The sequence below is a fragment of the Streptomyces marinisediminis genome, from assembly GCF_026262575.1.
Classification (GTDB): Bacteria; Actinomycetota; Actinomycetes; order Streptomycetales; family Streptomycetaceae; genus Streptomyces; species Streptomyces marinisediminis.
The window spans coordinates 83,185-104,419 of the sequence record NZ_JAPKFL010000017.1 but is presented as its reverse complement, the minus strand read 5'-3'; the positions used below and the strand labels follow the sequence as shown (position 1 = coordinate 104,419).

At 76.5% G+C, this 21,235-nt stretch carries 20 protein-coding genes and 7 tRNA genes; 11 read left to right on the top strand and 16 right to left on the bottom strand.

Going from position 1 to position 21,235, the window contains the following annotated elements; all coding sequences use genetic code 11:
* Positions 1 to 39: 39 nt before the first annotated feature.
* Together OSB71_RS15870 and OSB71_RS15865 are read right to left on the bottom strand one after the other, a co-directional pair.
* Positions 40 to 111 (bottom strand) — tRNA-Val (locus tag OSB71_RS15870).
* 155 nt (positions 112 to 266) lie between these two features.
* Positions 267 to 338, bottom strand: a tRNA-Val gene (locus tag OSB71_RS15865).
* A 250-nt stretch (positions 339 to 588) separates the two neighbouring features.
* Here OSB71_RS15865 and OSB71_RS15860 point away from each other — a divergent pair.
* The gene (locus tag OSB71_RS15860) at positions 589 to 1,002 is read left to right on the top strand and encodes an SsgA family sporulation/cell division regulator (RefSeq protein ID WP_003959770.1); all 414 of its coding nucleotides are present in this window, start codon (positions 589 to 591) and stop codon (positions 1,000 to 1,002) included.
* Positions 1,003 to 1,222: 220 nt separating this feature from the next.
* On the top strand, positions 1,223 to 1,783 hold the full coding sequence (locus OSB71_RS15855; protein WP_265948697.1) for a CGNR zinc finger domain-containing protein: 561 nt from the start codon (positions 1,223 to 1,225) through the stop codon (positions 1,781 to 1,783).
* A gap of 51 nt (positions 1,784 to 1,834) precedes the next feature.
* Here OSB71_RS15855 and OSB71_RS15850 read toward each other — a convergent pair whose 3' ends face one another.
* Complete coding sequence (locus tag OSB71_RS15850; RefSeq protein ID WP_265948695.1) at positions 1,835 to 1,963, bottom strand: hypothetical protein; 129 nt, start codon at positions 1,961 to 1,963, stop codon at positions 1,835 to 1,837.
* A gap of 102 nt (positions 1,964 to 2,065) precedes the next feature.
* A complete protein-coding gene (locus tag OSB71_RS15845; protein WP_265948730.1) occupies positions 2,066 to 2,521 on the bottom strand; it encodes a hypothetical protein in 456 nt (151 codons plus the stop codon).
* 58 nt (positions 2,522 to 2,579) lie between these two features.
* Between OSB71_RS15845 and OSB71_RS15840 the strand changes: the two genes are divergently transcribed.
* Positions 2,580 to 3,113 carry a DsbA family protein gene (locus OSB71_RS15840; protein ID WP_265948694.1) on the top strand — a complete coding sequence of 178 codons (534 nt, stop codon included), beginning with the start codon at positions 2,580 to 2,582 and terminating at the stop codon, positions 3,111 to 3,113.
* On the opposite strand, the gene OSB71_RS15835 is transcribed toward OSB71_RS15840, so the two are convergent.
* The 3 genes from OSB71_RS15835 to OSB71_RS15825 form a co-directional block, all read right to left on the bottom strand.
* Positions 3,092 to 3,919, bottom strand: a complete 828-nt coding sequence (locus tag OSB71_RS15835) for a GNAT family N-acetyltransferase (protein ID WP_265948692.1) — start codon at positions 3,917 to 3,919, stop codon at positions 3,092 to 3,094. The genes OSB71_RS15840 and OSB71_RS15835 overlap by 22 nt on opposite strands.
* A 230-nt stretch (positions 3,920 to 4,149) precedes the next feature.
* Positions 4,150 to 4,974, bottom strand: coding sequence for an aminotransferase class IV (locus tag OSB71_RS15830; protein WP_265948690.1), 825 nt, complete (start codon positions 4,972 to 4,974; stop codon positions 4,150 to 4,152).
* A 4-nt stretch (positions 4,975 to 4,978) separates the two neighbouring features.
* Positions 4,979 to 6,031, bottom strand: coding sequence for a chorismate-binding protein (locus OSB71_RS15825; RefSeq protein WP_265948689.1), 1,053 nt, complete (start codon positions 6,029 to 6,031; stop codon positions 4,979 to 4,981).
* Positions 6,032 to 6,137: 106 nt separating this feature from the next.
* Between OSB71_RS15825 and OSB71_RS15820 the strand changes: the two genes are divergently transcribed.
* From OSB71_RS15820 to OSB71_RS15800, 5 genes are all read left to right on the top strand, one after another.
* Positions 6,138 to 6,210 (top strand) — tRNA-Gly (locus tag OSB71_RS15820).
* Positions 6,211 to 6,241: 31 nt separating this feature from the next.
* Positions 6,242 to 6,312, top strand: a tRNA-Cys gene (locus OSB71_RS15815).
* Positions 6,313 to 6,316: 4 nt separating this feature from the next.
* A tRNA-Val gene (locus OSB71_RS15810) sits at positions 6,317 to 6,388 on the top strand.
* 22 nt (positions 6,389 to 6,410) lie between these two features.
* A tRNA-Val gene (locus tag OSB71_RS15805) sits at positions 6,411 to 6,482 on the top strand.
* A 30-nt stretch (positions 6,483 to 6,512) separates the two neighbouring features.
* A tRNA-Val gene (locus tag OSB71_RS15800) sits at positions 6,513 to 6,587 on the top strand.
* A gap of 212 nt (positions 6,588 to 6,799) precedes the next feature.
* On the opposite strand, the gene OSB71_RS15795 is transcribed toward OSB71_RS15800, so the two are convergent.
* Positions 6,800 to 7,030 (bottom strand): hypothetical protein, encoded by a 231-nt coding sequence (locus OSB71_RS15795; protein ID WP_265948688.1) that lies wholly within the window; start codon positions 7,028 to 7,030, stop codon positions 6,800 to 6,802.
* 573 nt (positions 7,031 to 7,603) lie between these two features.
* On the opposite strand from OSB71_RS15795, the gene OSB71_RS15790 reads away from it, so the two are divergent.
* Complete coding sequence (locus tag OSB71_RS15790; RefSeq protein ID WP_265948687.1) at positions 7,604 to 8,932, top strand: serine/threonine-protein kinase; 1,329 nt, start codon at positions 7,604 to 7,606, stop codon at positions 8,930 to 8,932.
* 100 nt (positions 8,933 to 9,032) lie between these two features.
* Here OSB71_RS15790 and OSB71_RS15785 read toward each other — a convergent pair whose 3' ends face one another.
* From OSB71_RS15785 to OSB71_RS15750, 8 genes are all read right to left on the bottom strand, one after another.
* Positions 9,033 to 9,845: a TrmH family RNA methyltransferase gene (locus OSB71_RS15785; protein WP_265948685.1), complete on the bottom strand. Its 813-nt coding sequence runs from the start codon at positions 9,843 to 9,845 to the stop codon at positions 9,033 to 9,035.
* Positions 9,838 to 11,094 carry a uroporphyrinogen-III C-methyltransferase gene (cobA, locus tag OSB71_RS15780; protein ID WP_265948684.1) on the bottom strand — a complete coding sequence of 419 codons (1,257 nt, stop codon included), beginning with the start codon at positions 11,092 to 11,094 and terminating at the stop codon, positions 9,838 to 9,840. The genes OSB71_RS15785 and cobA overlap by 8 nt, the downstream gene beginning before the upstream one ends.
* A gap of 115 nt (positions 11,095 to 11,209) precedes the next feature.
* Entirely contained in the window at positions 11,210 to 14,629 is a 3,420-nt protein-coding gene (cobT, locus tag OSB71_RS15775) for a nicotinate-nucleotide--dimethylbenzimidazole phosphoribosyltransferase (protein ID WP_265948683.1), read from the bottom strand.
* A 245-nt stretch (positions 14,630 to 14,874) separates the two neighbouring features.
* Positions 14,875 to 16,110 carry a precorrin-6y C5,15-methyltransferase (decarboxylating) subunit CbiE gene (cbiE, locus tag OSB71_RS15770; RefSeq protein WP_265948681.1) on the bottom strand — a complete coding sequence of 412 codons (1,236 nt, stop codon included), beginning with the start codon at positions 16,108 to 16,110 and terminating at the stop codon, positions 14,875 to 14,877.
* A 45-nt stretch (positions 16,111 to 16,155) separates the two neighbouring features.
* Complete coding sequence (locus OSB71_RS15765; protein ID WP_265948680.1) at positions 16,156 to 16,830, bottom strand: GNAT family N-acetyltransferase; 675 nt, start codon at positions 16,828 to 16,830, stop codon at positions 16,156 to 16,158.
* Positions 16,831 to 16,942: 112 nt separating this feature from the next.
* The gene (locus OSB71_RS15760) at positions 16,943 to 17,797 is read right to left on the bottom strand and encodes a MetQ/NlpA family ABC transporter substrate-binding protein (RefSeq protein WP_265948678.1); all 855 of its coding nucleotides are present in this window, start codon (positions 17,795 to 17,797) and stop codon (positions 16,943 to 16,945) included.
* An 89-nt stretch (positions 17,798 to 17,886) separates the two neighbouring features.
* On the bottom strand, positions 17,887 to 18,558 hold the full coding sequence (locus tag OSB71_RS15755; RefSeq protein ID WP_265948677.1) for a methionine ABC transporter permease: 672 nt from the start codon (positions 18,556 to 18,558) through the stop codon (positions 17,887 to 17,889).
* On the bottom strand, positions 18,555 to 19,607 hold the full coding sequence (locus OSB71_RS15750; protein ID WP_265948675.1) for a methionine ABC transporter ATP-binding protein: 1,053 nt from the start codon (positions 19,605 to 19,607) through the stop codon (positions 18,555 to 18,557). The genes OSB71_RS15755 and OSB71_RS15750 overlap by 4 nt, the downstream gene beginning before the upstream one ends.
* 757 nt (positions 19,608 to 20,364) lie before the next feature.
* On the opposite strand from OSB71_RS15750, the gene OSB71_RS15745 reads away from it, so the two are divergent.
* Together OSB71_RS15745 and OSB71_RS15740 are read left to right on the top strand one after the other, a co-directional pair.
* Positions 20,365 to 20,733 carry a hypothetical protein gene (locus OSB71_RS15745; protein ID WP_265948673.1) on the top strand — a complete coding sequence of 123 codons (369 nt, stop codon included), beginning with the start codon at positions 20,365 to 20,367 and terminating at the stop codon, positions 20,731 to 20,733.
* Positions 20,726 to 21,199, top strand: coding sequence for a hypothetical protein (locus OSB71_RS15740; RefSeq protein WP_416237269.1), 474 nt, complete (start codon positions 20,726 to 20,728; stop codon positions 21,197 to 21,199). The genes OSB71_RS15745 and OSB71_RS15740 overlap by 8 nt, the downstream gene beginning before the upstream one ends.
* The last annotated feature ends 36 nt before the right edge of the window (positions 21,200 to 21,235 follow it).

Below are 21,235 nucleotides of genomic sequence, written 5' to 3'. Positions count from 1 at the left end.
GAAGCCGGTCCGTCGCACGCGGACCGGCTTCGTCGGGGGTGGGCGATACTGGGTTCGAACCAGTGACCTCTTCGGTGTGAACGAAGCGCTCTCCCACTGAGCTAATCGCCCCCGGTGCCGTTCGGCACGCGAAGAACCATACAGCGCGCCGCCGCGCGCCGCCAAACCGCCGTACGCCGTTCGCGGGGCCGCGGCGGCCGGGCGCGCGGCGAGCGGGAGAACGACACCGGGCCGGGAGCGTCACGCTCCCGGCCCGGTGCACGCGGTGGGCGATACTGGGTTCGAACCAGTGACCTCTTCGGTGTGAACGAAGCGCTCTCCCACTGAGCTAATCGCCCGCGGTGCGGCGCCAACATTACCCCATGTCAGCGGTCGGAATGACCATGGCGGGCCCGGCGGCCGCCGCAGGGACCCGCTCGGCCTCGTTCACCGGTATGGAGCAATCGCCACAAGGAGCGATAGGCTGTACGAAGGACTTGAAGCCGCACAAATCGGTCAGAGGGGTTTACAACCGGCCGGTAGGTGGCATGTCGATTTCGCCGACGTGCGAACCCCCGAGCGCACACTGAGCGAAAGGCCCTGGCGCTTATGAACACCACGGTCAGCTGCGAGCTGCACCTGCGCCTCGTTGTATCGAGCGAGTCCTCCCTGCCTGTACCCGCGGGCCTGCGGTATGACACGGCCGACCCCTACGCCGTGCATGCGACCTTCCACACCGGTGCCGAGGAAACGGTCGAGTGGGTGTTCGCCCGCGACCTGCTCGCCGAGGGGCTGCACCGCCCCACCGGCACCGGAGACGTCCGCGTCTGGCCCTCCCGAAGCCACGGGCAGGGCGTCGTCTGCATCGCCCTCAGTTCCCCCGAGGGCGAGGCGCTGCTCGAGGCTCCCGCGCGGGCCCTCGAGTCGTTCCTCAAGCGGACGGACGCGGCCGTGCCCCCGGGCACGGAACACCGCCACTTCGACCTCGACACCGAGCTCTCCCACATCCTCGCGGAGAGCTGAGACCACCAACTCCGTGCCGTCCGACTCGGGGCGACGGCACGGGGCTGGTGCCCGCGCGGCAGGCCGATGCCGCCGCCACGACTGCTCGTGGCGGCGGCATCGGCGTTGCGGGGCCTCGGCTAGAGTCTCCCGGCAGCTACGCAACGGCTCCGCAGCGCCATCGTCGGGCGATGACGGACCATGGAAGCCAGAACGTCACCTGCCTGGGGAGCGACCGACCGTGCTGATCAACCACGACACCCGGTACGCCCTCGACGTGGTGGTGGACCTCCTCAACACCACCCCGGACGCCGAGGCGCCCGATCTCCTGACCGACCTGGCCAGCCTGCGGGTGTACGTGGCCCGCCACAACATCAGCGGCGTCGGCGAGCTGACCGAGGCCGACGTGGCGGCGGTCCGCCAGGTGCGGGACCGGCTGGGGGAGATCTTCGCGGCGCCCGACGTGCGCACCGCCGCCGAGCTGGTCAACTCACTCGTGGCGCAGGCCGGGACGACGCCGCAGCTCACCGACCACGACGGCCACGACTGGCACGTCCACTACTTCGCGCCCGGCGCCTCCGTCGCGGACCACCTGGCGGCCGACGGCGGCATGGCGCTGGGCTTCCTGGTCGTCGCCGGGGAGCGTGAGCGCCTGCGCCGGTGCGCGGCGCCGGACTGCCGGCGGGCGTTCATCGACCTCTCGCGGAACCGGTCGCGCCGCTACTGCGACAGCCGCACGTGCGGGAACCGGCTGCACGTCGCCGCCTACCGGGCCCGGCAGCGCGACGCCGCCCAGGGGTGACGCGCGCCCGGGGCCCGGCGCGGGACGCGCCCGGCGCCGCCGGCCGCCCGCTCACAGCAGGAGCAGGTCGTGCAGCGCGGTGGCCAGGAGCAGGGTGGCCACGACGGCCAGGAAGACCATCAGGGGCGGCTGGGACAGCGCGAACAGGCAGCCGCGCCGGCGGCGGGGGGTGTCGGGCATCTCGGCGCGATGATCGCGCAGGCACGCGCCGGGAGCGCGTCAACACGCCCGGCGACCGCCCGGGTTCGCCGGTTACCCGGCCGGTCCGCTCCCGCGGCCCGCTCAGATGCCGTGCTTCTTGAGGATCTCCTCGATCTCGGAGAAGTCCTCGCTCCCGCCCTGCCGCTTCGGGGCGGGCGCGGCCTGGCCCCGGTCCGGTCCGGCCGTCGCGGCGGGCCGCTCCCGCCCGGCCGGGGCCGCCTCCGCCCCGGCGGTTCCGCGGCGGGAGCGCGAGCGCGCCCCGGCGAACCCGGCGGCGACGAAGAGCACGACGGCCACCGCCAGGACGGCGAAGCCCGCCCACACCCGGGGGTCGAGCACCAGGTCGGCGGCCCACGACCCGGCCGCGCGCGCGACCTGGCCGCCGAGGGCGAGCAGGCCGGAGAGCGCGAGCCCGAGCGGCAGCAGCGCGACGGCCGCGATGCGGGTGGCGGCGACGAAGCGGCGCCGCCAGGCCGTCAGGAAGGCGATGGCGAGTCCGGCCGCGGTGAGCGCGGCGCACACGGTCACGGTGAGCATGCCTCCATCGTGCACCTCCGCGGCGTGCCCGGTCATGCCCGGCTGCGAGACTGGGCCCATGACGGACTCCCCCGACGCCCTCCCCCGCCCCGCGCTGGACGCCTGGCTGGACCTCCAGTGCCCCGACTGCCACACGGCGCTGGACGACCTGGCCGCGTGGCGCGAGCGCTACGGGGAGCGGCTGGAGATCAGGCTGCGGCACTTCCCGCTGGCGAAGCACCCGCACGCGTACGCGGCGGCGCAGGCCGCCGAGGAGGCGTTCGCCCAGGGGCGCGGCGAGGAGTACGTGGCGGCGCTGCTGGCGCGCACCGCGGAGCTGGGGGCCCGGGGCGAGCCGGTGCTGCTGGAGGTCGCGGCCGCTCTCGGGCTGGACGTCGACGAGGTGGAGAGCTGCCTGATCGACGGGCGCCACCTGCTGGCCGTCGACGCCGACCAGGCCGAGGCCAAGGCGCTGGGGGTGACCGGCACCCCGACCTACCTGCTCGCCGGTGAGCGGCTGGACGGCGGGGAGAGCCAGGAGGGGCTGCGCGAGCGCGTCGAGGCGCTGGTGGACGGGCTGCTCGCCCGTTCTCACCCCAGCGGTTTGACGTAGTGGTGCGCGGCCGCGGTGTAGCCCAGTGAGGCGTACAGGCCGAGCGCGGGGGCGTTGTCGGTGAAGACGTTCAGACGCAGCGCCCGGGCCCCGGCGGCCAGGCACTCGCGCTCGGCCAGCAGCATCAGCGACCGTCCGTGGCCGTGGCCCCGGTGGCCGGGGTCGACGCGCACCGCGTAGACGTACCCGCGCGGGGCGTCCGCCGCGCCCAGGTGCAGCCACAGGGTGCCGACGTCGGTGCCCCGGTGGGCGAGCACCCGCAGCGCCGTGCGGGCGGTGGCCGGGCCGTCGGGGAGCGCGGCGGCGTGGTCGGCGTCGGACTTGGCGGCGGCCTCGGCCGGGGTGAGGCCCTGGCGCGACCAGACCTCCACGTACTCGGCCCGCGCGGTGGCCAGCCAGGCGTCGAAGGACGCGGCCGCCAGGGGCCGGGCCACGCTGTCGGGCGGCAGCGCGGGCGGCGCGGCCAGCTCCTTGACGAGGTGGCGGTTGCGCTCGGTGTAGCCGAGCGCGTCGGCCAGGCGGTGCGCGGCAAAGGCACCGGGCGGGATCTCGGCCAGCAGGTGGCGGCAGCCCCAGTCGCGCAGGATCTCCTCGGCGGCCAGCGCGGCGACGGTGGCCCGGCCGCGCCCGCGCTCGGCGGGGTCGACCCGCAGGTCCTCGACGCGCCCGGCGGGCAGGTGGCCGGGGACGGTGGCCAGCCGCAGGCCGCCGACGGTGCGCCCGTTGACGTGGATGGCGTAGGAGCGGACGCGGGCGGCGTCGGCTCCGCGCTCCTCGGGGCCGGTGGGGCGCAGCGTGGTGGTCATGCCGCTTTCTACCCCCCTGCGGCCCTGCGGGCAACAGCCGCTCGTGCCGCGCCAGCCGGGTTCGCCCGTCGAGGGGCGGCGTCCGGTGCGGTGGGCCGCGAGGCGGCGGATCGGCGGCGTAGCGGGCGTAGCGTGCGTAGGGGGGTAGGGGGCCTACTCGGTCGTTTCGGCGACGCCGCGAGGCGCCGTGCCGGGTGTCGCGACGGGGCAGACCCTGGCTGACGCGGCACTCAGGGATCGAGGTCCTCGGCGGAGCGCTCGGCGAAGGTGCGCATGGCCGCGGCGGTGACCGGGCCCGGCGCGGCGGGCAGCTCGCGGCCGTCGACGCGGCGGACGGCCTGCACGTCGCGCAGGGAGGAGGTGAGGAAGATCTCCTCGGCCCGGTCGAGCACGTCCATCGGCAGGTCGGTCTCCCGCGCGCCGCTCCACCGCACGACCAGGGCCCGGGTGATGCCGGCCAGGCAGCCGGAGGCCGGCGGCGGGGTGTGCAGTTCGCCGTCGAGGACGACGAAGACGTTGGAGCCGGTGCCCTCGCACAGCCGGCCCCTGCTGTTGCCGAAGAGCGCCTCGGAGGCGCCCCGGCCGCGGGCCTGGGCGAGCGCGACGACGTTCTCCGCGTACGAGGTGGTCTTCAGCCCGGCCAGCACCCCGCGTTCGTTGCGCGTCCACGGGACGGTGACGACGGCGGTGCTGTCCGGGCGCCGCGCCACGCTGCCGACGGCGACGACGAGGGTCGGCCCGGCCTCGCCCCGGTCCGAGCCGAGCGGGGACGGGCCGCCGGTGTAGGTGATGCGCAGCCGGCCGAGCTCCACCGGGTTGGCCTCCAGCACGGCGGAGCAGGCGCGGCGCACCTCGTCGGCGTCCGGCTCGGGCAGGCCGAGGCCGCGCGCGGAGGCGGCCAGCCGCTCCAGGTGGCGGGTGAGGGCGAAGGGCCGTCCCGCGACCGCCTTGACGGTCTCGAAGACGCCGTCGCCGACGGTCAGCCCGTGGTCGAACACCGAGACCCGCGCGATGGCGGCCTCCCGCAGCTCCCCGTCCAGCCAGATCAGCGTCACGGCCCTACCTTCCGCTCGCCACGTGCGCGTGTGTCCCCGACGCTACCGCGAGCAGCCGGGAGGCCTTCAGCTCGGTCTCCGCCCACTCCCGCTCCGGGTCCGAGCCCCAGGTGATCCCGGCGCCGGTGCCGAAGCGCACGACCGGGCCGCCGGGCGCGGTGCGGTCCAGCCAGAACGTGCGTATCCCCACCGCCAGCTCGCCGGTGCGCCGGTCGGCGTCCACCCAGCCCACGCCGCCGCAGTAGGGGCCGCGCGGCGCCGTCTCCAGGGCGCGGATGACGCGCAGCGCGCTGGACTTGGGCGCGCCGGTGACCGACCCGGGCGGGAAGGTGGTGGCCAGCAGCTCCGCCCACCCGGCGCCCTCGGCCAGCTCGCCGCGGACGGTGGAGACGAGGTGGACGAGCCCGGGGTGCTCCTCCAGGTCGCACAGCGCGGGGACGGTGACGCTGCCGGGGGCGCAGACGCGGCCCAGGTCGTTGCGGACCAGGTCGACGATCATCACGTTCTCGGCGTGGTCCTTCTCCAGCAGGTCCGCCGCGGTCCGCCCGGTGCCCTTGATGGGGCCGGAGTGCAGCACGCGTCCGGCGCGGCGCAGGTACAGCTCCGGTGAGGCGGTGGCGACTTCGACGCCGTGCGCGGGCAGCCGGACGGTCCCGGCGTACGGGGCGGGGTTGCCGCGGGCGAGGCGGGCGGTGAGCCCGTCGACGTCGGCGCACTCGGGGTCGGGCAGCGGCGCGCTCAGCACGCGGCACAGGTTGGCCTGGTAGACCTCGCCGCGCGCGATGCGCGAGCGTATGTGCCGCACGCCTGCGGTGTAGGCGGCCCGGTCCAGCGAGGACGTCCAGGCGTGGGGGGCGGGGCCCCGCCAGCGGGCGGCCGCCCCCGGACGCGGGTCGGGGCGGACGTCGCCGAAGCGGGCGCACACGGTCCGGCCCTCGAAGTCGGCGACGACGGCCCACCACCCACGGGAGTCCAAAGCCGCGGGGTCGGCGGTGACATCCCGCAGGTCGGAGGCGAGGAGGCCGCCGAAGCGGGCGAAGGGGGCCAGATCGAGCACGCTGTCGAGTCTAGGACGAGCACGCAGGGTGAACGGAATTTGAGCTGGCCGGGGAATCCGCTAGAGTTCAACACGTCGCCGGGCCGCGTCAGTGGCCGGGAGGCGTGCGGACGTGGCTCAGTTGGTAGAGCATCACCTTGCCAAGGTGAGGGTCGCGAGTTCGAATCTCGTCGTCCGCTCGACGGTGGGGGCACCTGTGCCCGCACTTCTGGTGGAGTGGCCGAGAGGCGAGGCAACGGCCTGCAAAGCCGTCTACACGGGTTCAAATCCCGTCTCCACCTCTGCGGACGATTAGCTCAGCGGGAGAGCGCTTCCCTGACACGGAAGAGGTCACTGGTTCAATCCCAGTATCGTCCACTGGTCCGCTTCGGGCCCGCCCGCGCGATTAGCTCAGCGGGAGAGCGCTTCCCTGACACGGAAGAGGTCACTGGTTCAATCCCAGTATCGCGCACCGCATCCGGCCCCGGCCGGACCGCCTCCCGGACGATTAGCTCAGCGGGAGAGCGCTTCCCTGACACGGAAGAGGTCACTGGTTCAATCCCAGTATCGTCCACCACCGCGTGAGCCCCCCGCCGCCAATCCGGCCGGGGGCTCACGCGCGTCGCGGCTTCGCGCTCCCCGGGCTCGCGCGCCGCGCGGTCCCGGAGCGCGCGAAGCCCGGGCGGCCCTTCGGCCGCCCGGGCTCACGTGCCGTCCGCCGTTCCCCGTCCCCACGGGTGCGTACACCGGGACGTTCCGGCCCGGGCCGCTCTCCCGGGCCCGGAGCGCTCAGCGCCCCAGCATTCCGGCCACGGACGACGCCTGGGTGATCACGGCCTCCACTCCGCCGAAGAGCACGGCGAGCAGCACGGCCAGCGGCAGGACGATGGCCGCGGCGACCAGGGGGTGCCGCGGCTGCGGCGACCGGCCGCCGTCGGCCGGTCCGGCCGCCACCGCGCTCAGCGCACCGGCGAGCCGGCCCCGTGCCCGGACGGCCGGGCGTCCTGCCGTGTCCGCCATGATCGTCTCCTGTCGTGGTTCCGGGGCGGCGGGTGGGTGACCTCGGGGGACGAGTACGTGCACCCGCCGCTTGCCCTCCACGCTAGGCCCCGGCGGGGGTGCGGCACGTCATGCCCGCGTACCGACTCGGAGGCATCCCGCAGGAGGACCCGCGCCCGCCGCCCCTACTCCGCAGGGTGGAGAGGGGGTCCGGCCGCCCCCCGGGACTCCCCGGAGGGGACGCGCGCCCGAGGGGGACCAGACGGTCGCCCGGGGGCGGCCGCCGCGCGCGGAGCGCACCGGCCGCGCCTTCGGGTGCGGCGCCAAGGCCCGGCGCGACGCGCCGAGTTGGGTGACGTCGATCACCCGTGTCGCGGAGCACCCGACGGGTGCGCGCGGCGGCTGGCGCCGCGTCAGTCCACGTGCGGGGCAGCGGGGTTGGCCCGGCGCGCGGGGCGCCTCGCGCCCGTGCGGCCGCGAATCCGTCCGGCGCCGCGTGCGCGGCCTGGCGGCGCGCGGGGGCGGCAGTCCGTAAGCTGTGACCCGTCAGAGGATGGGCACGTGGGGCCTCCCCACCGGAGGTAGGGGAAGGACATGGCGATGATGCGGCTCCGGCGCGAGGACCCGCGAGTCGTCGGCTCGTTCAAGCTCCACCGGCGGCTGGGCGCCGGCGGCATGGGTGTGGTGTACCTCGGCTCGGACAAGCGCGGCCAGCGCGTCGCCCTCAAGGTCATCCGCCCGGATCTCGCCGAGGACCAGGAGTTCCGTTCGCGCTTCGCCCGCGAGGTCTCGGCGGCGCGGCGCATCCGGGGCGGCTGCACGGCCCGCCTGGTCGCTGCCGACCTGGACGCCGAGCGGCCCTGGTTCGCCACCCAGTACGTGCCCGGCCCCTCCCTGCACGACAAGGTAGGCGAGGGCGGTCCGCTGCCGCCGGCCCAGGTGGCCGCGGTCGGCGCGGCGCTGGCCGAGGGGCTGGTGGCCGTGCACGAGGCCGGGGTCGTGCACCGCGACCTCAAGCCGTCCAACATCCTGCTGTCGCCCAAGGGCCCGCGCATCATCGATTTCGGCATCGCGTGGGCGACCGGCGCGAGCACGCTCACCCACGTGGGCACGGCCGTGGGCTCCCCCGGCTTCCTCGCCCCCGAGCAGGTGCGCGGCGCGGCCGTGATGCCGGCGACGGACGTCTTCTCGCTCGGCGCCACGCTCGCCTACGCGGCCACCGGGGACTCCCCGTTCGGCCAGGGCAGTTCGGAGGTCATGCTCTACCGCGTGGTGCACGAGGAGCCGCAGCTCCACCTGGTGCCGCCCGCGCTCGCTCCCCTGGTGCGGGCGTGCCTGGCCAAGTCGGCCGAGGCGCGGCCCACCACGCTGCAACTGTCGCTGCGGCTGAAGGAGATCGCGGCGCGCGAGGCCCGGGGGCTGCCCGACACCGCCGACGCGGTGCCGCGCCAGGCGCCGCGGCGGAGTGCCGAGCCGGCCCGGCAGCGCACCGAGCGGGCGCCGCGCCCGGCCCCGGCCACGCCGCGGCCCGGCGGCGCGGGCCCGCGTCCCGGGGCCCAGTCGGCCACCGGTCCGGCGCCCGAGCGCGAGCGGTCCGCCGCCCGCGGCGGCGGGCAGCGCAGGCCGACCCGGCCCCGGGCCACCCGGCCCCGGCCGGCGGCCGCCGGGGCGCGCACCGTGCCCCGGGCGGGGGCGGGTCGCCCGACCGGAGCCGGGCCCCGCCGCCCCGTGCGCCGTCCCGCCCCTGCCGCCCGCCACGACCGACGGCTGCTGCGCCAGCGGCTCGTGGTGTTCGTGACGGTCACGCTGCTGGTGGCCCTGGGCATCGCGGCGGCGCAGGGCTGCGAGGGGCCGGACGACGGCGCGCTGGGCTCTCGGCCGGCGCACCACTCGGCCGCGGGCGGCGGCGCCGGGACGCCGTGACGCCGGACCCGGCGGCCGGTGTGCGCCCAGGCTCGGACGGTGTGCGCCGGCCGGGGCGGTCGGCGCGGGCGGCCGGGCGGCGTGCGGCGCGGCCGACCCGTCAGGCGCGTCCGGCGTTCAGGGCGTAGAAGGCCACGGCCGCCGCGGCGCCGACGTTGAGCGAGTCCACGCCGTGCGCCATGGGGATGCGGGTGCGCACGTCGGCGGCGCGCAGGGCCCGCTCGCTGAGCCCCGAGCCCTCGGCGCCGAGCAGCAGCGCGGCCCGTCCGGGGCGGGCGGCGAGCACCTCGTCCAGCGGGGCGGCCGCCGCGTCGGGGGTGAGCGCCAGCAGGGTGAAGCCGGCCTCCCGCAGCGTGTGCAGGCCGCCGGGCCAGTCCTCCAGGCGGGCGTAGGGCACGGCGAAGACGGCGCCCATGGACACCTTGACCGAGCGCCGGTAGAGGGGGTCGGCGCAGTCCGGGGACAGCAGCACCGCGTCCATGCCGAGGGCGGCCGCGCTGCGGAAGATGGCGCCGGTGTTGGTGTGGTCGTTGACGGACTCCAGCACGGCCACGCGGCGCGCCCGGGCCAGGAGTGCGCCCGGGCCGGGCAGCGGCAGCCGTCCCAGGGAGGCCAGCGCGCCGCGGTGCACGTGGTAGCCGGTGACCTGCTCGGCGACGTCCGGTGGGACGACGTAGACGGGTGCGGTGGCCTCGGCGATGACGTCGGCCATCACCGCCGTCCACTTGGCCGACAGGAGCATGGACCGCATGGGGTGCCCGGCGGCCAGGGCGCGGCGGATGACCTTGTCGCCCTCCGCGATGAAGAGCCCTTCGGCCGGTTCCCGGCGGCGGCGCAGCTCGACGTCGGTGAGGCCGGTGTAGTCCGCGAGCCGGGGGTCCCCCGGGTCGTCGACGAGGACGGGCTCAGCCACGCGGGCCGTCCGGGCCCGGACCGATCGCGTCCGAACCGGCCCCCGGGCCGACCGACACGACGTCGCCGACGACGATGACGGCGGGCGGGCGGACGCCTTCGGCGCGCACCCGCTCGGCGACGGTGGCGAGCGTGGCGTCCACCCGGCGCTGGGCGGCCATGGTGCCCTCCTGCACGACGGCCACCGGCGTGGCGGCATCGCGGCCGTGGGCGACGAGGGCCTCGGCGATCGCCCCGACGCGCTCGACCGCCATGAGCAGCACCAGCGTGCCGCGCAGCGCGGCCAGCGCCCGCCAGTCCACGAGCGACCGCTCGTCGCCGGGCGCCACGTGCCCGCTGACCACGGTGAACTCCTGCGCCAGCCCCCGGTGGGTGACCGGGATGCCGGCGGCGCCGGGCACGCTGATGGAGCTGGAGATGCCGGGGACGACGGTGACCGCGATGCCCGCCTCGGTCAGCGCGATGGCCTCCTCCATGCCCCGGCCGAAGACGAACGGGTCGCCGCCCTTGAGCCGGACGACGGACTTCCCGGCCTTCGCGTACTCGACGAGCGCGTTGTTGATGGCCTCCTGGGCCATGAACCGGCCGTAGGGGATCTTCGCGGCGTCGACGACCTCGACGTGCGGGGGCAGCTCGTCCAGCAGGTCGCGCGGGCCGAGGCGGTCGGCGACGACGACGTCGGCCTCGGCCAGCAGGCGCCGGCCGCGCACGGTGATGAGGTCCGGGTCGCCCGGGCCCCCGCCGACCAGCGCGACGCCGGCGGTGCGGGCCCGGTGCCGCGGCGCGACCAGGGTGCCGTCGCGCAGCCCCTCGACCACCGCGTCCCGCACGGCGGCCGAGCGGCGCGGGTCGCGCCCGGTGAGCACCGCGACCGTCACCCCCTCGCTGCGTCCGGTCGCGGGTGTCCAGGCGGTGGCGGCCTCGGCGTCGTCACTGCGCACGCACCAGACGCGGCGGGCCTCGGCCTCGGCGGAGGCGGCCGCGTTGGCCGCCGGGTCGCTGGTGGCGACGAGGACGTACCAGGCCTCCGCCAAGTCGCCCTCGCGGTACGCGCGCGGCCGCCAGCGCAGTTCACCCGCCTCGGCCATCGCCTCCACCGACGGGGTGGCGGTGGGCGCGATCAGCTCGATGTCGGCGCCGGCGGCCACCAGCGCGGGCAGGCGGCGCTGGGCGACGGTGCCGCCGCCGAGCACGACGACGCGGCGACCGGCGAGTCGCAGGCCGACCGGGTAGGCGGCGGTCTCGGACATGGCGGTGCGGCTCCTCGGGGCAGGGGGTGCGAAGCCGCTGCGGCGTCGCAGCGGCCGGGAACGGGTCAGCGCGGCTCGGTGAGCATCGTAGCCGGGGGTGTCGACACCGCGCTGATCAGGACTTCTCGGTGACCCCCGCGGCGTCGAACGTGGCGACCTCGTGCATCGCGCGGGCCGCGCTCTGCACGATCGGCAGCGCGAGCAGGGCGCCGGTGCCCTCGCCGAGCCGCAGATCGAGGTCCACCAGCGGTCGCAGACCCAGCTTGGTGAGCGCCGCGACGTGCCCCGGTTCGGCGCTGCGGTGCCCGGCGATGCAGGCCGCCAGCGCCTCCGGGGTGATGGCCCGGGCCACCAGGGCGGCGGCGCCCGCGCTGACGCCGTCCAGGATCACCGGGGTGCGCAGCGACGCGCCGCCCAGGATCAGGCCGACCATCGCCGCGTGTTCCAGGCCGCCGAGCGCGGTGAGGACGCCGATGGGGTCGGCCGCGTCGGGCTGGTGGAGCTGGAGCGCGCGGCGGACCACGTCGACCTTGCGGGCGTGCGTCTCGTCGCTGATGCCGGTCCCGCGGCCGGTGACCTCGGCCGGGTCGGCCCCGGTGAAGACGGCGATGAGCGCGGCGGACGCGGTGGTGTTGGCGATGCCCATCTCGCCGGTGAGCAGGGCGCGGTTGCCCGCCGTCACCAGGTCGCGGGCGGTCTCGATGCCGACCTCGATGGCGCGCAGCGCCTCGGACCGGTCCATGGCGGGGCCGGTGGTGATGTCGGCGGTGCCGGGGCGCACCTTGCGCGGCAGCAGGCCGGGGGTGCTGGGCAGCTCCCCGGCCACGCCGACGTCCACGACGCACACCTCGGCGCCGACCTGGTTGGCGAAGGCGTTGCAGACCGCGCCGCCGCCGAGGAAGTTGGCGACCATCTGGGCCGTCACCTCCTGGGGCCAGGCCGTGACGCCCTGGGCGTGCACGCCGTGGTCCCCGGCGAAGACGGCCACGGCCGCCGGTTCCGGTACGGGCGGCGGGCACTGCCGGGCCAGTCCGCTGAGCTGGGCGGAGATGATCTCCAGCATGCCCAGTGCGCCGGCCGGCTTGGTCATCCGCTTCTGCCGCTCCCACGCTTCGCCGAGCGCCTTGGCGTCCAGCGGGCGGATACCGGCGAGCGCCTCGGCCAGCAGGTCGCTGGGCTCGGCGCCGGGCAGGGCGCGGCGGCCGTAGGCCTCCTCGTGCACCACCCACGCCAGCGGGCGGCGCTTGGACCAGCCCGAACGGGCCAGCTCCGGCTCCTCGGGGAAGGCGTCGACATAGCCGACGCACAGGTAGGCCACGACCTCCAGGTGCTCCGGCAGGCCCAGTTCGGTGACCATCTCGCGCTCGTCGAAGAAGCTGACCCAGCCGACGCCGAGCCCCTCCGCGCGGGCGGCGAGCCAGAGGTTCTCCACCGCGAGCGCGGAGGAGTACGGCGCCATCTGCGGCTGGCTGTGCCGCCCCAGGGTGTGGCGGCCACCGCGCGTGGGGTCGGCGGTGACCACGATGTTCACCGGCGTGTCGAGGATGGCCTCGACCTTGAGCTCCTTGAACTGCTTGGCGCGGGCCCGCGGCAGCGACCTGGCGTACACCTCGCGCTGGCGCACGGCCAGCTCGTGCATCTTCCGCCGCGTCTCCTCGGCCCGGATGAGGACGAAGTCCCAGGGCTGGGAGTGGCCGACGCTCGGCGCGGTGTGCGCGGCCTCCAGGACGCGCAGCAGCACCTCGTGCGGGATCGGGTCCGGGCGGAAGCCGTTGCGGATGTCGCGGCGCTCGCGCATCACCCGGTGCAGGGCCTCGCGCTCGGCGTCGGGGTAGCCGGGTGCGGGCGGGGTCGCGGGCGCGGGCGGAACGGGCGGCTCGGCGTCGGGCTGCGGCTCCTGGGCGGTTCGCGGCTCGGGCTCGGGCTCGGGCTCGGGCTCGGGTCCGGCCTGCGGCTCCGGTCCGGTCTGCGGTGCCTCGCCGGGCACCACCTCCGGCTCCGGCTCCGCTCCAGCCTCTGGGCCGGGCGCGGCCTGCGGCTCCGGACCGGTTGGCGGCGTCGGCTCCGGGGCGGCCTGCGGCTCCGGGGCGGTGCGCGCCGCCTCGCCGGGCTCGGGCTCGGGTCCGGCCTGCGGCTCCGGTCCGGTCTGCGGTGCCTCGCCGGGCTCCGGCTGCGGCTCCGGTTCCGACTCCGGCGCGGCATGGGCCCCGGGCACGGTGCCGGGGCCCGCGACCACCGGTTCGCCGGGCTCGGCGGCCACCGGCTCAGCGGGGGCGGCGTCGGCCGCGCCGGGCTCGGCCGCCTCCTCGGGCTGCCCCTGCCCGGGCCCGGACTCCGGCTCGTGGGCCGAAGGGGACCCGGCGGCGGGTGCGTACGCGGTGACGTGCGGTTCGGGCGCGGGCGTGGCGTCCGCCTCGGGCGCCGGGGCGACCGGCTCCGGGGCCTGCGCCGCCGTCGGTTCCGGCGCGGGTTCGGTCCCCGGCGCGGGCTCGGGTGCGACGGTCGGCCGCGCTTCCGCGGCACCGGACGGCGGCACGGCGGCGGGCGGCTCCGGGGCGCCCGCCGGGGGCGCGGTGTCGGTGCCGTCCGTCTCGGCGACGGGGTGGGGCGGCGCACCGGCCTCCGGCTGGTCGCCGTCGGCCGGCGGCGCGTCCTGCGGGAGCGGGGGCTGGGCCACGGGGCCGGAGGACCCCTCGACGGGCACCGCACCGTCCGCGGCGGAGGCCGCCGGAGCGGGCTGCGGCGCGGCCTCCGGCGCCGCCCGGTGCTCGGCGTCGGCGTACGGGCCGTCGGCGGGCGGCGCGGCGTCGGCGGGCCGCGGCTCGACGGCGTGCGGCGGCTCGACGGGGTACGCCCGCCCCGCCTCGGCCTGCGGGGCGCCGACGGGCGGGGCCGTGGCGGGCTCGTCCGCGACGGCCTCCGGCACCGGCACCGGGTGGTCCACCGTTTCTGCGCCCGCGTCCGGCGGCTGCGGGGCCGGGTGCCAGGCGCCGGGCTGAGCGGGGGCGACGTGCGGCGGCTCGAAGCCCGGTGCCGTCGGCGCCGAAGCGGCGGGCGGGTACCCGCCGTCCGGGTACTCCCCCACGGGCGGGGCGGCGTGTTCGGCGGGAACGGGGCCGGGCTCCGCAGCGGGCTCGGCGGGGACGGGGCCGGGGGTGGTGGGGCCGCGGTCGGCCAGCGAGCGCACGGCACCGGAGTGCTCGGGGACGGGGGGCCCGAGGTGCAGCGGGCGGCGGGGGGCGGGGCGACCGCCGGTGTGTGCCGGGGCCGGGCCGTGCTCGGCGTACCCCGGGTCGCGGCCGTCGGCCTCCGGCGCGCCGGTGTGCGGTGGCCGGGGCGGCGCTGCGGGCGCCGACTCGCTCCACGCGCCCTGGGCCCCGGGCATGAGCAGCATGTCGTCGTCCTCGCCGGCCGGCGGCGTGGCGTCGGGGTCCGCGTAGGTGTACGTACCGGAGGCCGGCGTGCCCGGCCCGTCCGGCTGCGCGCCTGCGTTCTCCGGCTGTCCCTCGCCCGGGACCTGGCCGGTGTCGGTCATGCGTACCCCTCGCCATCCGTAGTGCTCCTGCGAGTCCCGGGTGGGGACTCCCCCGTAGGGAGAACGAGCGCGCGCCGCGCGCGGCACGTCTCCCGTTGCCGCCGGCCGCACCGGGCCGGGCAAGCCGAACAAGGCGTCAACCCTGGGTGACGGCACAACAGTCGCTCAGCCTACCGGCCCCGGGCCCGCCGACCGGGCCGGGGTGTACCGCTGGCCCCGGTTGGTCACGGTTGTTCCGGCGCAGATCACACCCGGTGTCCGGACAGCAGGAAGACGACGGTCCGGTCCCGCTCCGACCAGTGTCTGGTGTCCAGTTCGAGGGTCTGCAGAAGGGCGCACTCGACCGTGTACCCGGCCTCCGCCAGCACCCGGCCGACGCCCTCGGCCTCGTCCCGGGTGGCGGCGTGGGTGACGATCCGCTCGGGGCGCCGCTCCGCACACGCGGCGATCGTGCGCAGGCCGCCGCCGCCGACGCGGACCACGTCGGGTTCGGGGAGGTCTTCGAGCACCTGGGGCGCTCCCCCGCGCACGACCTGGAGTTGGGCGCCGACGCGCCGGGCCGCCGCGGTGGCGCGCGCGCAGGCCTCGGCGTTGCGGTCCACGGCGATGACGGCGGCGCCGAAGCGGGCGGCCTCCACCGCGAGGCTGCCGCTGCCGGTGCCGATGTCCCACACCAGGTCCCCGGTGCGCGGGCCGAGCCGGGCGAGCTGGGCGGCGCGCAACTGCGCGGACTCCCCGGTGGTGGCGGTGGCGTGCGTGTCGCCGTAGGGCAGGGGCGGGAGCGCCCAGCCGCGCGGGCCCTCGGGGTAGCCCGGCGGCCGCCCGGCGAGCCAGCCGCTGCCCTGGACGGCGCCGGTACCGGTGCCCGCGCCCGCGCCGTGTCCGCCGACGACGATGACGACGTTCGGGTCGCGCCACACGTGGTCGGCGGCCTTGTCGGAGGTCAGCACGGTCATCCGCTCCCGCGCGGTGCCCAGTTCCTCGCAGATGACGAAGGTGCGGTGCACCTCGCCGAGCAGCAGGGCCAGTTCGGCCGGGCCGGCCCCGGGCGAGGTGAGGACGGCGACCTTGGGGTGGGCGCGGCAGACGTTCACGGCGCGGCGCAGGGTGCGGCCGCTGGCGACGACGAGCTGGGCGTCGTCCCACGGCATCCCGGCACGGGCGAACGCGGCGGCGACGGCGGAGACGGCGGGCACAACCTCCACTTCGAGGCCGTGCTCGGGGGCGCGCAGCGCGCGGACGACGCCGAAGAAGCCGGGGTCGCCGTCGGCGAGGACGACGGCGGTGCCGCGGTGCTGGGCGATGCGCCGGGCGGCGAGGGCGATGCTGCCCAGGCGGACGTGTTCGGCGGTCGGCGGCACCTCCGGGAGCGCGAGGTGGTGGCCGGCTCCGGCGACGAGGGTGGCGGCGTCGAGCGCCGCGCGGGCCGTGCCCGTCACCGGCGAGCCGTCCCAGCCGATCACGGTGACACGGTCGGCCATCGGCGGGACTCTCCTGGGGTCGGCGCGGGTCGGGCGCCAGTGAGATTACCCGAGCGGCCGGTGGTCGGGGGCGGCGGTGCGCTCGACGGTGGCGGGGCGCTCGCCACCCGCGTCGTCGAGGTCCTCGGGCAGCAGACCCCACACGATGAGGTCGGTGCGGATCTCGCTCCACTCCGTGTCGGCTCCGCCCTGGGCGGCGGCCCAGTCGTCGCTGCGGGTGCGGACGATCCCGGCGTTGCGCAGCACGCCCTCGCTGATGCAGCCGACCTTCTGCGCCACCTGCTGGGAGGCGGTGTTGCCGGCCGCGGTGCGCACTTCGAGCCGTTCGAAACCCTGGTCCGCGAAGAGCCAGCGCGCGACCGCCTGCAGGGCCTCGGCCGCGTAGCCCTCGCCGCGCGCCCACGGGGCGACGACGTACCCGGCCTCGGTGGTGCGGATGCGCCAGTCGGTGTGGCGCAGGTGCGTGATGCCCACCAGGCGCTGGGTGAGCAACTCGCTGACGGCGAAGACGATGCCGCGTCCGCTGGTGCGCTCCCGGGGCGCCGCCGCGTGGACCCACTGCCGGGCGTCCGCGCGCGTGTAGGGGTGGGGCGCGCTGCTCCAGGCGGTGACGAGCTCGTCGTTCATCATGTCGGTGAGCGCGGGGACGTCCGCTTCCTCGAACGGGCGCAGCACCAGCCGCTCCGTACTGATGGAGATGTCCGGGAAACAGGGTGTCATGCGCCGCTCCGTGCCGATGGGTTCGAATGCCCCAGCATGCAGCATGGCCGCCCGCGCGCGGCGCCGGGCCCGCGGGGGGCTCCGGCGCCGCGCTCGGGGTGAAGGGAGCCGCTCAGGCGGTGGCGTCCTCGAACGCGGGGAGCACCGAGCCGTCGTACTCCTCCTCGATGAAGGTCCTGACCTCCTCGGAGTTCAGGAGCTCGGCCAGCAGGGCGACGCGCGGGTCGTCCTCGTCGCCCTCCCTGACGGCGAGGAGGTTGGCGTACGGGTTGTCCTCGGCGTCCTCCAGGGCGAGGGCGTCCTCGGCGGGCCTCAGGTCGGCCTCGATGGCGTAGTTGCCGTTGATGACGGCCGCGTCCACCTCGCCCAGCGCGCGCGGGACGGTGGCGGCCTCCAGCTCCTTGAAGGTGAGGCCCTTGGCGTCGGCGATGTCGGCCAGGGTGGCGTCCTGCCCGGCGTCGTCGGTCAGCTCGATGAGCCCGTGGGCGTCCAGGAGCCGCAGGGCGCGGCCGCCGTTGGTGGTGTCGTTGGGCAGGGCGACGGTCTGCCCGGGGGCGATGTCCGACAGGTCGCCGGCGTCCTGGGAGTACAGGCCGAGCGGTTCGAGGTGGACGGTCGTGACGGGCACGATGTGGGTGCCGTTCTTGGCGTTGAAGTCGTCCAGGTACGGCTTGTGCTGGAAGTAGTTGGCGTCCACGTCGCCGCTCTCGGTGGCGGTGTTGGGCAGCACGTAGTCGTTGAAGACCTTGACGTTCAGCTCCAGGCCCTCCTGCTCGGCCAGGTGGTCGCGCACGTACTCCAGGATCTCGGCGTGCGGGGTCGCGGAGGCCGCGACGGTGAGGGGGCCCTGCCCGGCCCCGTCGCCCGAGCCGCCGGTGTCCGGGTCGGAGGCGGTGCCGCAGGCGGTGAGGCCCAGGGCGAGGGCGGTGGTGGCCGCGGCTGCGGTGATCTTGCGGTGGGTGCGCACGATGAGTGCTCTCTTTCCTGTGGTGCCTGCCCGACGAAGAGTTCGGGCTTCTCGGTGGTGCGGAGGGTGGTCTGTGGGGGTGGCGGGCGTCAGCGGACGCCGCGCTCGCGGCGGGCCAGCAGGCGCACGGCGGCGTCGCCGACGAGCTGCACGAGGGTGACCAAGGCGATCAGGATCGCGACGGTCACGAGCATCAGCGCCGTCTCGAAGCGCTGGTAACCGTAGGTGTGGGCGAGGTCGCCCAGGCCGCCCGCGCCGACGACGCCGGCCATCGCGGAGTAGCCGATGAGCACGATGACGGTGGTGGTGAGTCCGGCGACCAGGGAGGGCAGGGCCTGCGGGAGCAGCACCTTGCACACCACGGTGCCGGTGCCGCCGCCCATGGCCTGCGCGGCCTCGACGAGCCCGCGGTCGACCTCGCGCAGCGCGGTCTCCACCAGCCGGGCGAAGAAGGGGACCGCGCCCACGGCCAGTGGCACGATCGCCGCCGTCGGACCGATGAACGTCCCCACCACCAGGCGGGTGAACGGGATCAGCGCGACGAGGAGGATGACGAACGGCAGTGAGCGGCCGACGTTGACGAGCGCGCCCACGACGCGGTTGACGGGGCCGTTGCGCAGCATGCCGCCGCGGTCGGTGAGGACGAGCAGCACGCCCAGGGGCAGGCCGCCGAGCGCGGCCACGGCGGTGGCCCAGCCGACCATGTAGAGGGTGTCGACGCACGCCTGGAGCAGCAGCGGCTGCATCTCGGACCAGGTCATCGCACGCCCTCCCGTCGCGGCGCCGCGCCCGCGCGGTCGGCGCCGGGTGCGGTGACGACGTCCACGGTCAGCCCCTGCTCGCGCAGGAAGCCGACGGGGACGACGTTGTCGGCGTAGTCGCCGGGCAGCGCGATGCGCAGGCGCCCGGTCTGGCGTCCGCCGACGGTGTCCATCGCGGCGCCGAGTATCGATATGTCGATGTTGTAGGTGCGGGCGAGCCGCGCGACGACCGGCTGCCCGGTGGCCTCACCCTGGAAGGTGACGTCGACCACCGTGCCGTCGGCCGCGGTGGGCTCGCCGCCGACCGGGAAGAGGGTCGCGGCCAGTTCGGAGCCGGGCGTGGCCAGCAGCTTCGGCACGGTGCCCGACTCCACGACCCGTCCGCCGCGCATCAGGGCCGCGGAGTCGCAGACGGACTTGACCACGTCCATCTCGTGGGTGATGAGCAGGACGGTGAGCCCGAGCTGCCGGTTGAGGTCGCGCAGGAGCTGGAGCACCGAGCCGGTGGTCTCCGGGTCGAGCGCCGAGGTGGCCTCGTCCGAGAGCAGCACCTTGGGGTCGCCGGCCAGGGCGCGGGCGATGCCCACGCGCTGCTTCTGCCCGCCGGAGAGCTGGGCGGGGTAGGCGCGGGCGCGGTCGGCCAGCCCGACGACGTCGAGCAGGTCGAGCGCCTTGCGCCGGCGGGCCGCCCGGGAGACGCCGAGGATCTCCAGCGGCAGTTCGACGTTGCCCTGGACGGTGCGCGAGGAGAGCAGGTTGAAGTGCTGGAAGACCATGCCGATGCGGCTGCGCGCGGCCCGCAGCGCCGCGGAGGGCCGCGGGCCGCGCCCGGCGAGCGCGGTGAGGTCCTGCCCCGCGACGGTCACGGTGCCGGAGGTGGGCCTCTCCAGCAGGTTGACGCAGCGGATGAGCGAGGACTTCCCGGCGCCGCTCTGGCCGACGACGCCGTAGACCTCGCCTTCGCGCACGTGCAGGTTGACGCCGTCCAGGGCGGTGACCTCGCGGTCCTTGGTGCGGTAGACCTTCGTCAGATCCGTGGTGGTGATCACTGGGTTTCCGTCACTGTCGAGTGCGCGCCGGGGCTGGCCGGCGGCGCGCACGGGTGTGCTGCGGGCGCGGTGAAGTGGTGGGGCGGCAGGCGGCGGCGCCTTACGGGCGCCGGGCGCACGGGCGCGGCCGGGCCGCCTCGGGGCGGGGTCGACGGCGCGGCGCCGCTACGGAGCCTCGCTTCGGGGCGCGAGGCGGCTCAGGCGGGGGCCCTCAGCGGTCACACATTCGACGCATGCAGCGGTCACCGGGCGCCGGGAGGGCCTCGGTGACGTGAAGGGGGCTGCGCGTCGTGGTCATGGGCACCAGTGAACCAGACGCCCACGGCCGCGTCCCGACCGCAGAGACGGATGTCCGCATGCTGAAACGGGCGTCCGGTACCCGAAGCTTCGCCACGCACACCGCTGTGACCTGCGGAATCGTGCGGCAGACGGGGGCGCTGCGGGGCTCGGCCGGCCGGCTCCGGCACACCGCACTGTGGCCAAGGCCACGGCCGACGAGCGCGGAGAGCGCGACGGCGGGCCCTCGGTGCCGCCGCGGGACGGACGCGGCGACACGGGCGGGGTGCGGGCGGACGAGGGCGGACGGAGGGGGCGGCGCGGCGGACGGGCACGGCGCCACGCGGACGGCGCACCGCGGGCACCCGCCACGCCGGACGGACGGTCCGGCTCCGCGCCCCACGACCCGCGGTGCGCGCGGTGGGGCGCGGAGCCGGACCCGAAACGGGACGAGCCGGGGCAGCGCAGTAAAGTCGCTGCCATGTTCACCCCCCTGACGGTCGCGCTCGGCGTGGCCGCGCTCGCGCTGGCCGCCTGGTGCGGCTTCGCGGCCTACCGGGACCAGCCCACCAAGGACTGGCACTTCATCGGGATGGCCGTCGTCACCGTGCTCGCGCTGGTCCAGCTCGTGGTCGGCGTGGTGGCGCTGGCGGGGGGCCAGGAGGCGGACGAGGGCACGCTCGTGTTCGTCTCGTACCTGCTCGGCTGCGCGGCGGCGATCCCGGCGGTCGCCTTCCTCTCGCTCGCCGAGCGCACCCGCTGGGGGTCGGCCACGGTGGCCGCCGGTGCCTTCGTGCTGGCGGTGCTCCAGGTGCGGCTCCACGACGTCTGGAGCGGCACCGGTGCCTGAGCGAACACGCCGCGACGCGGCCCCCGCCGGCCGGCCGGCCTGGGCGCGCGAGAGCGACGCGGCGCGCCCCCGGGCCGGCATCGGCACCGGCCCCGGGCGCCTCCTGGTGACCCTCTACGCGATCTTCACCATCGGGGCCACCTCCCGCTCGGCGTACCAGATCGCCACCCGGTTCGACGAGGCCCCGCTGCCCTACCTGCTGTCCGCCCTGGCCGCGGCCGTGTACGCGGGCATCACCGTCGCGCTGGTGCGCGGCGGCGAGGCGGCGCGGCGCACCGCGCTGGCCGGCTGCGTCACCGAACTCGTGGGCGTGCTGGCCGTGGGCACCTGGTCGGTGCTCGACCCGGTGGCCTTCCCGGACACCACGGTGTGGTCCACCTACGGCATGGGGTACCTGTTCATCCCGCTGGTGCTGCCGGTCGTCGGCCTGCTGTGGCTGCGGCGCGCGGAGCCGGCGGCGGACTGAGCCGGCGCCCCGGGCAGGCCGGGCAGGCCGGCGCCC

What these genes read in the sequence shown, in the direction of transcription:
- OSB71_RS15835 (WP_265948692.1), bottom strand. Translation starts at nt 3,919, where the DNA reads ATGACCACCACGCTGCGCCCCACCGGCCCCGAGGAGCGCGGAGCCGAC.
- OSB71_RS15850 (WP_265948695.1), bottom strand. Translation starts at nt 1,963, where the DNA reads ATGCCCGACACCCCCCGCCGCCGGCGCGGCTGCCTGTTCGCGCTGTCC.
- OSB71_RS15840 (WP_265948694.1), top strand. Translation starts at nt 2,580, where the DNA reads ATGACGGACTCCCCCGACGCCCTCCCCCGCCCCGCGCTGGACGCCTGG.
- OSB71_RS15790 (WP_265948687.1), top strand. Translation starts at nt 7,604, where the DNA reads ATGGCGATGATGCGGCTCCGGCGCGAGGACCCGCGAGTCGTCGGCTCG.
- cobT (WP_265948683.1), bottom strand. Translation starts at nt 14,629, where the DNA reads ATGACCGACACCGGCCAGGTCCCGGGCGAGGGACAGCCGGAGAACGCA.
- OSB71_RS15845 (WP_265948730.1), bottom strand. Translation starts at nt 2,521, where the DNA reads ATGCTCACCGTGACCGTGTGCGCCGCGCTCACCGCGGCCGGACTCGCC.
- cbiE (WP_265948681.1), bottom strand. Translation starts at nt 16,110, where the DNA reads ATGGCCGACCGTGTCACCGTGATCGGCTGGGACGGCTCGCCGGTGACG.
- cobA (WP_265948684.1), bottom strand. Translation starts at nt 11,094, where the DNA reads ATGTCCGAGACCGCCGCCTACCCGGTCGGCCTGCGACTCGCCGGTCGC.
- OSB71_RS15745 (WP_265948673.1), top strand. Translation starts at nt 20,365, where the DNA reads ATGTTCACCCCCCTGACGGTCGCGCTCGGCGTGGCCGCGCTCGCGCTG.
- OSB71_RS15860 (WP_003959770.1), top strand. Translation starts at nt 589, where the DNA reads ATGAACACCACGGTCAGCTGCGAGCTGCACCTGCGCCTCGTTGTATCG.
- OSB71_RS15765 (WP_265948680.1), bottom strand. Translation starts at nt 16,830, where the DNA reads ATGACACCCTGTTTCCCGGACATCTCCATCAGTACGGAGCGGCTGGTG.
- OSB71_RS15795 (WP_265948688.1), bottom strand. Translation starts at nt 7,030, where the DNA reads ATGGCGGACACGGCAGGACGCCCGGCCGTCCGGGCACGGGGCCGGCTC.
- OSB71_RS15755 (WP_265948677.1), bottom strand. Translation starts at nt 18,558, where the DNA reads ATGACCTGGTCCGAGATGCAGCCGCTGCTGCTCCAGGCGTGCGTCGAC.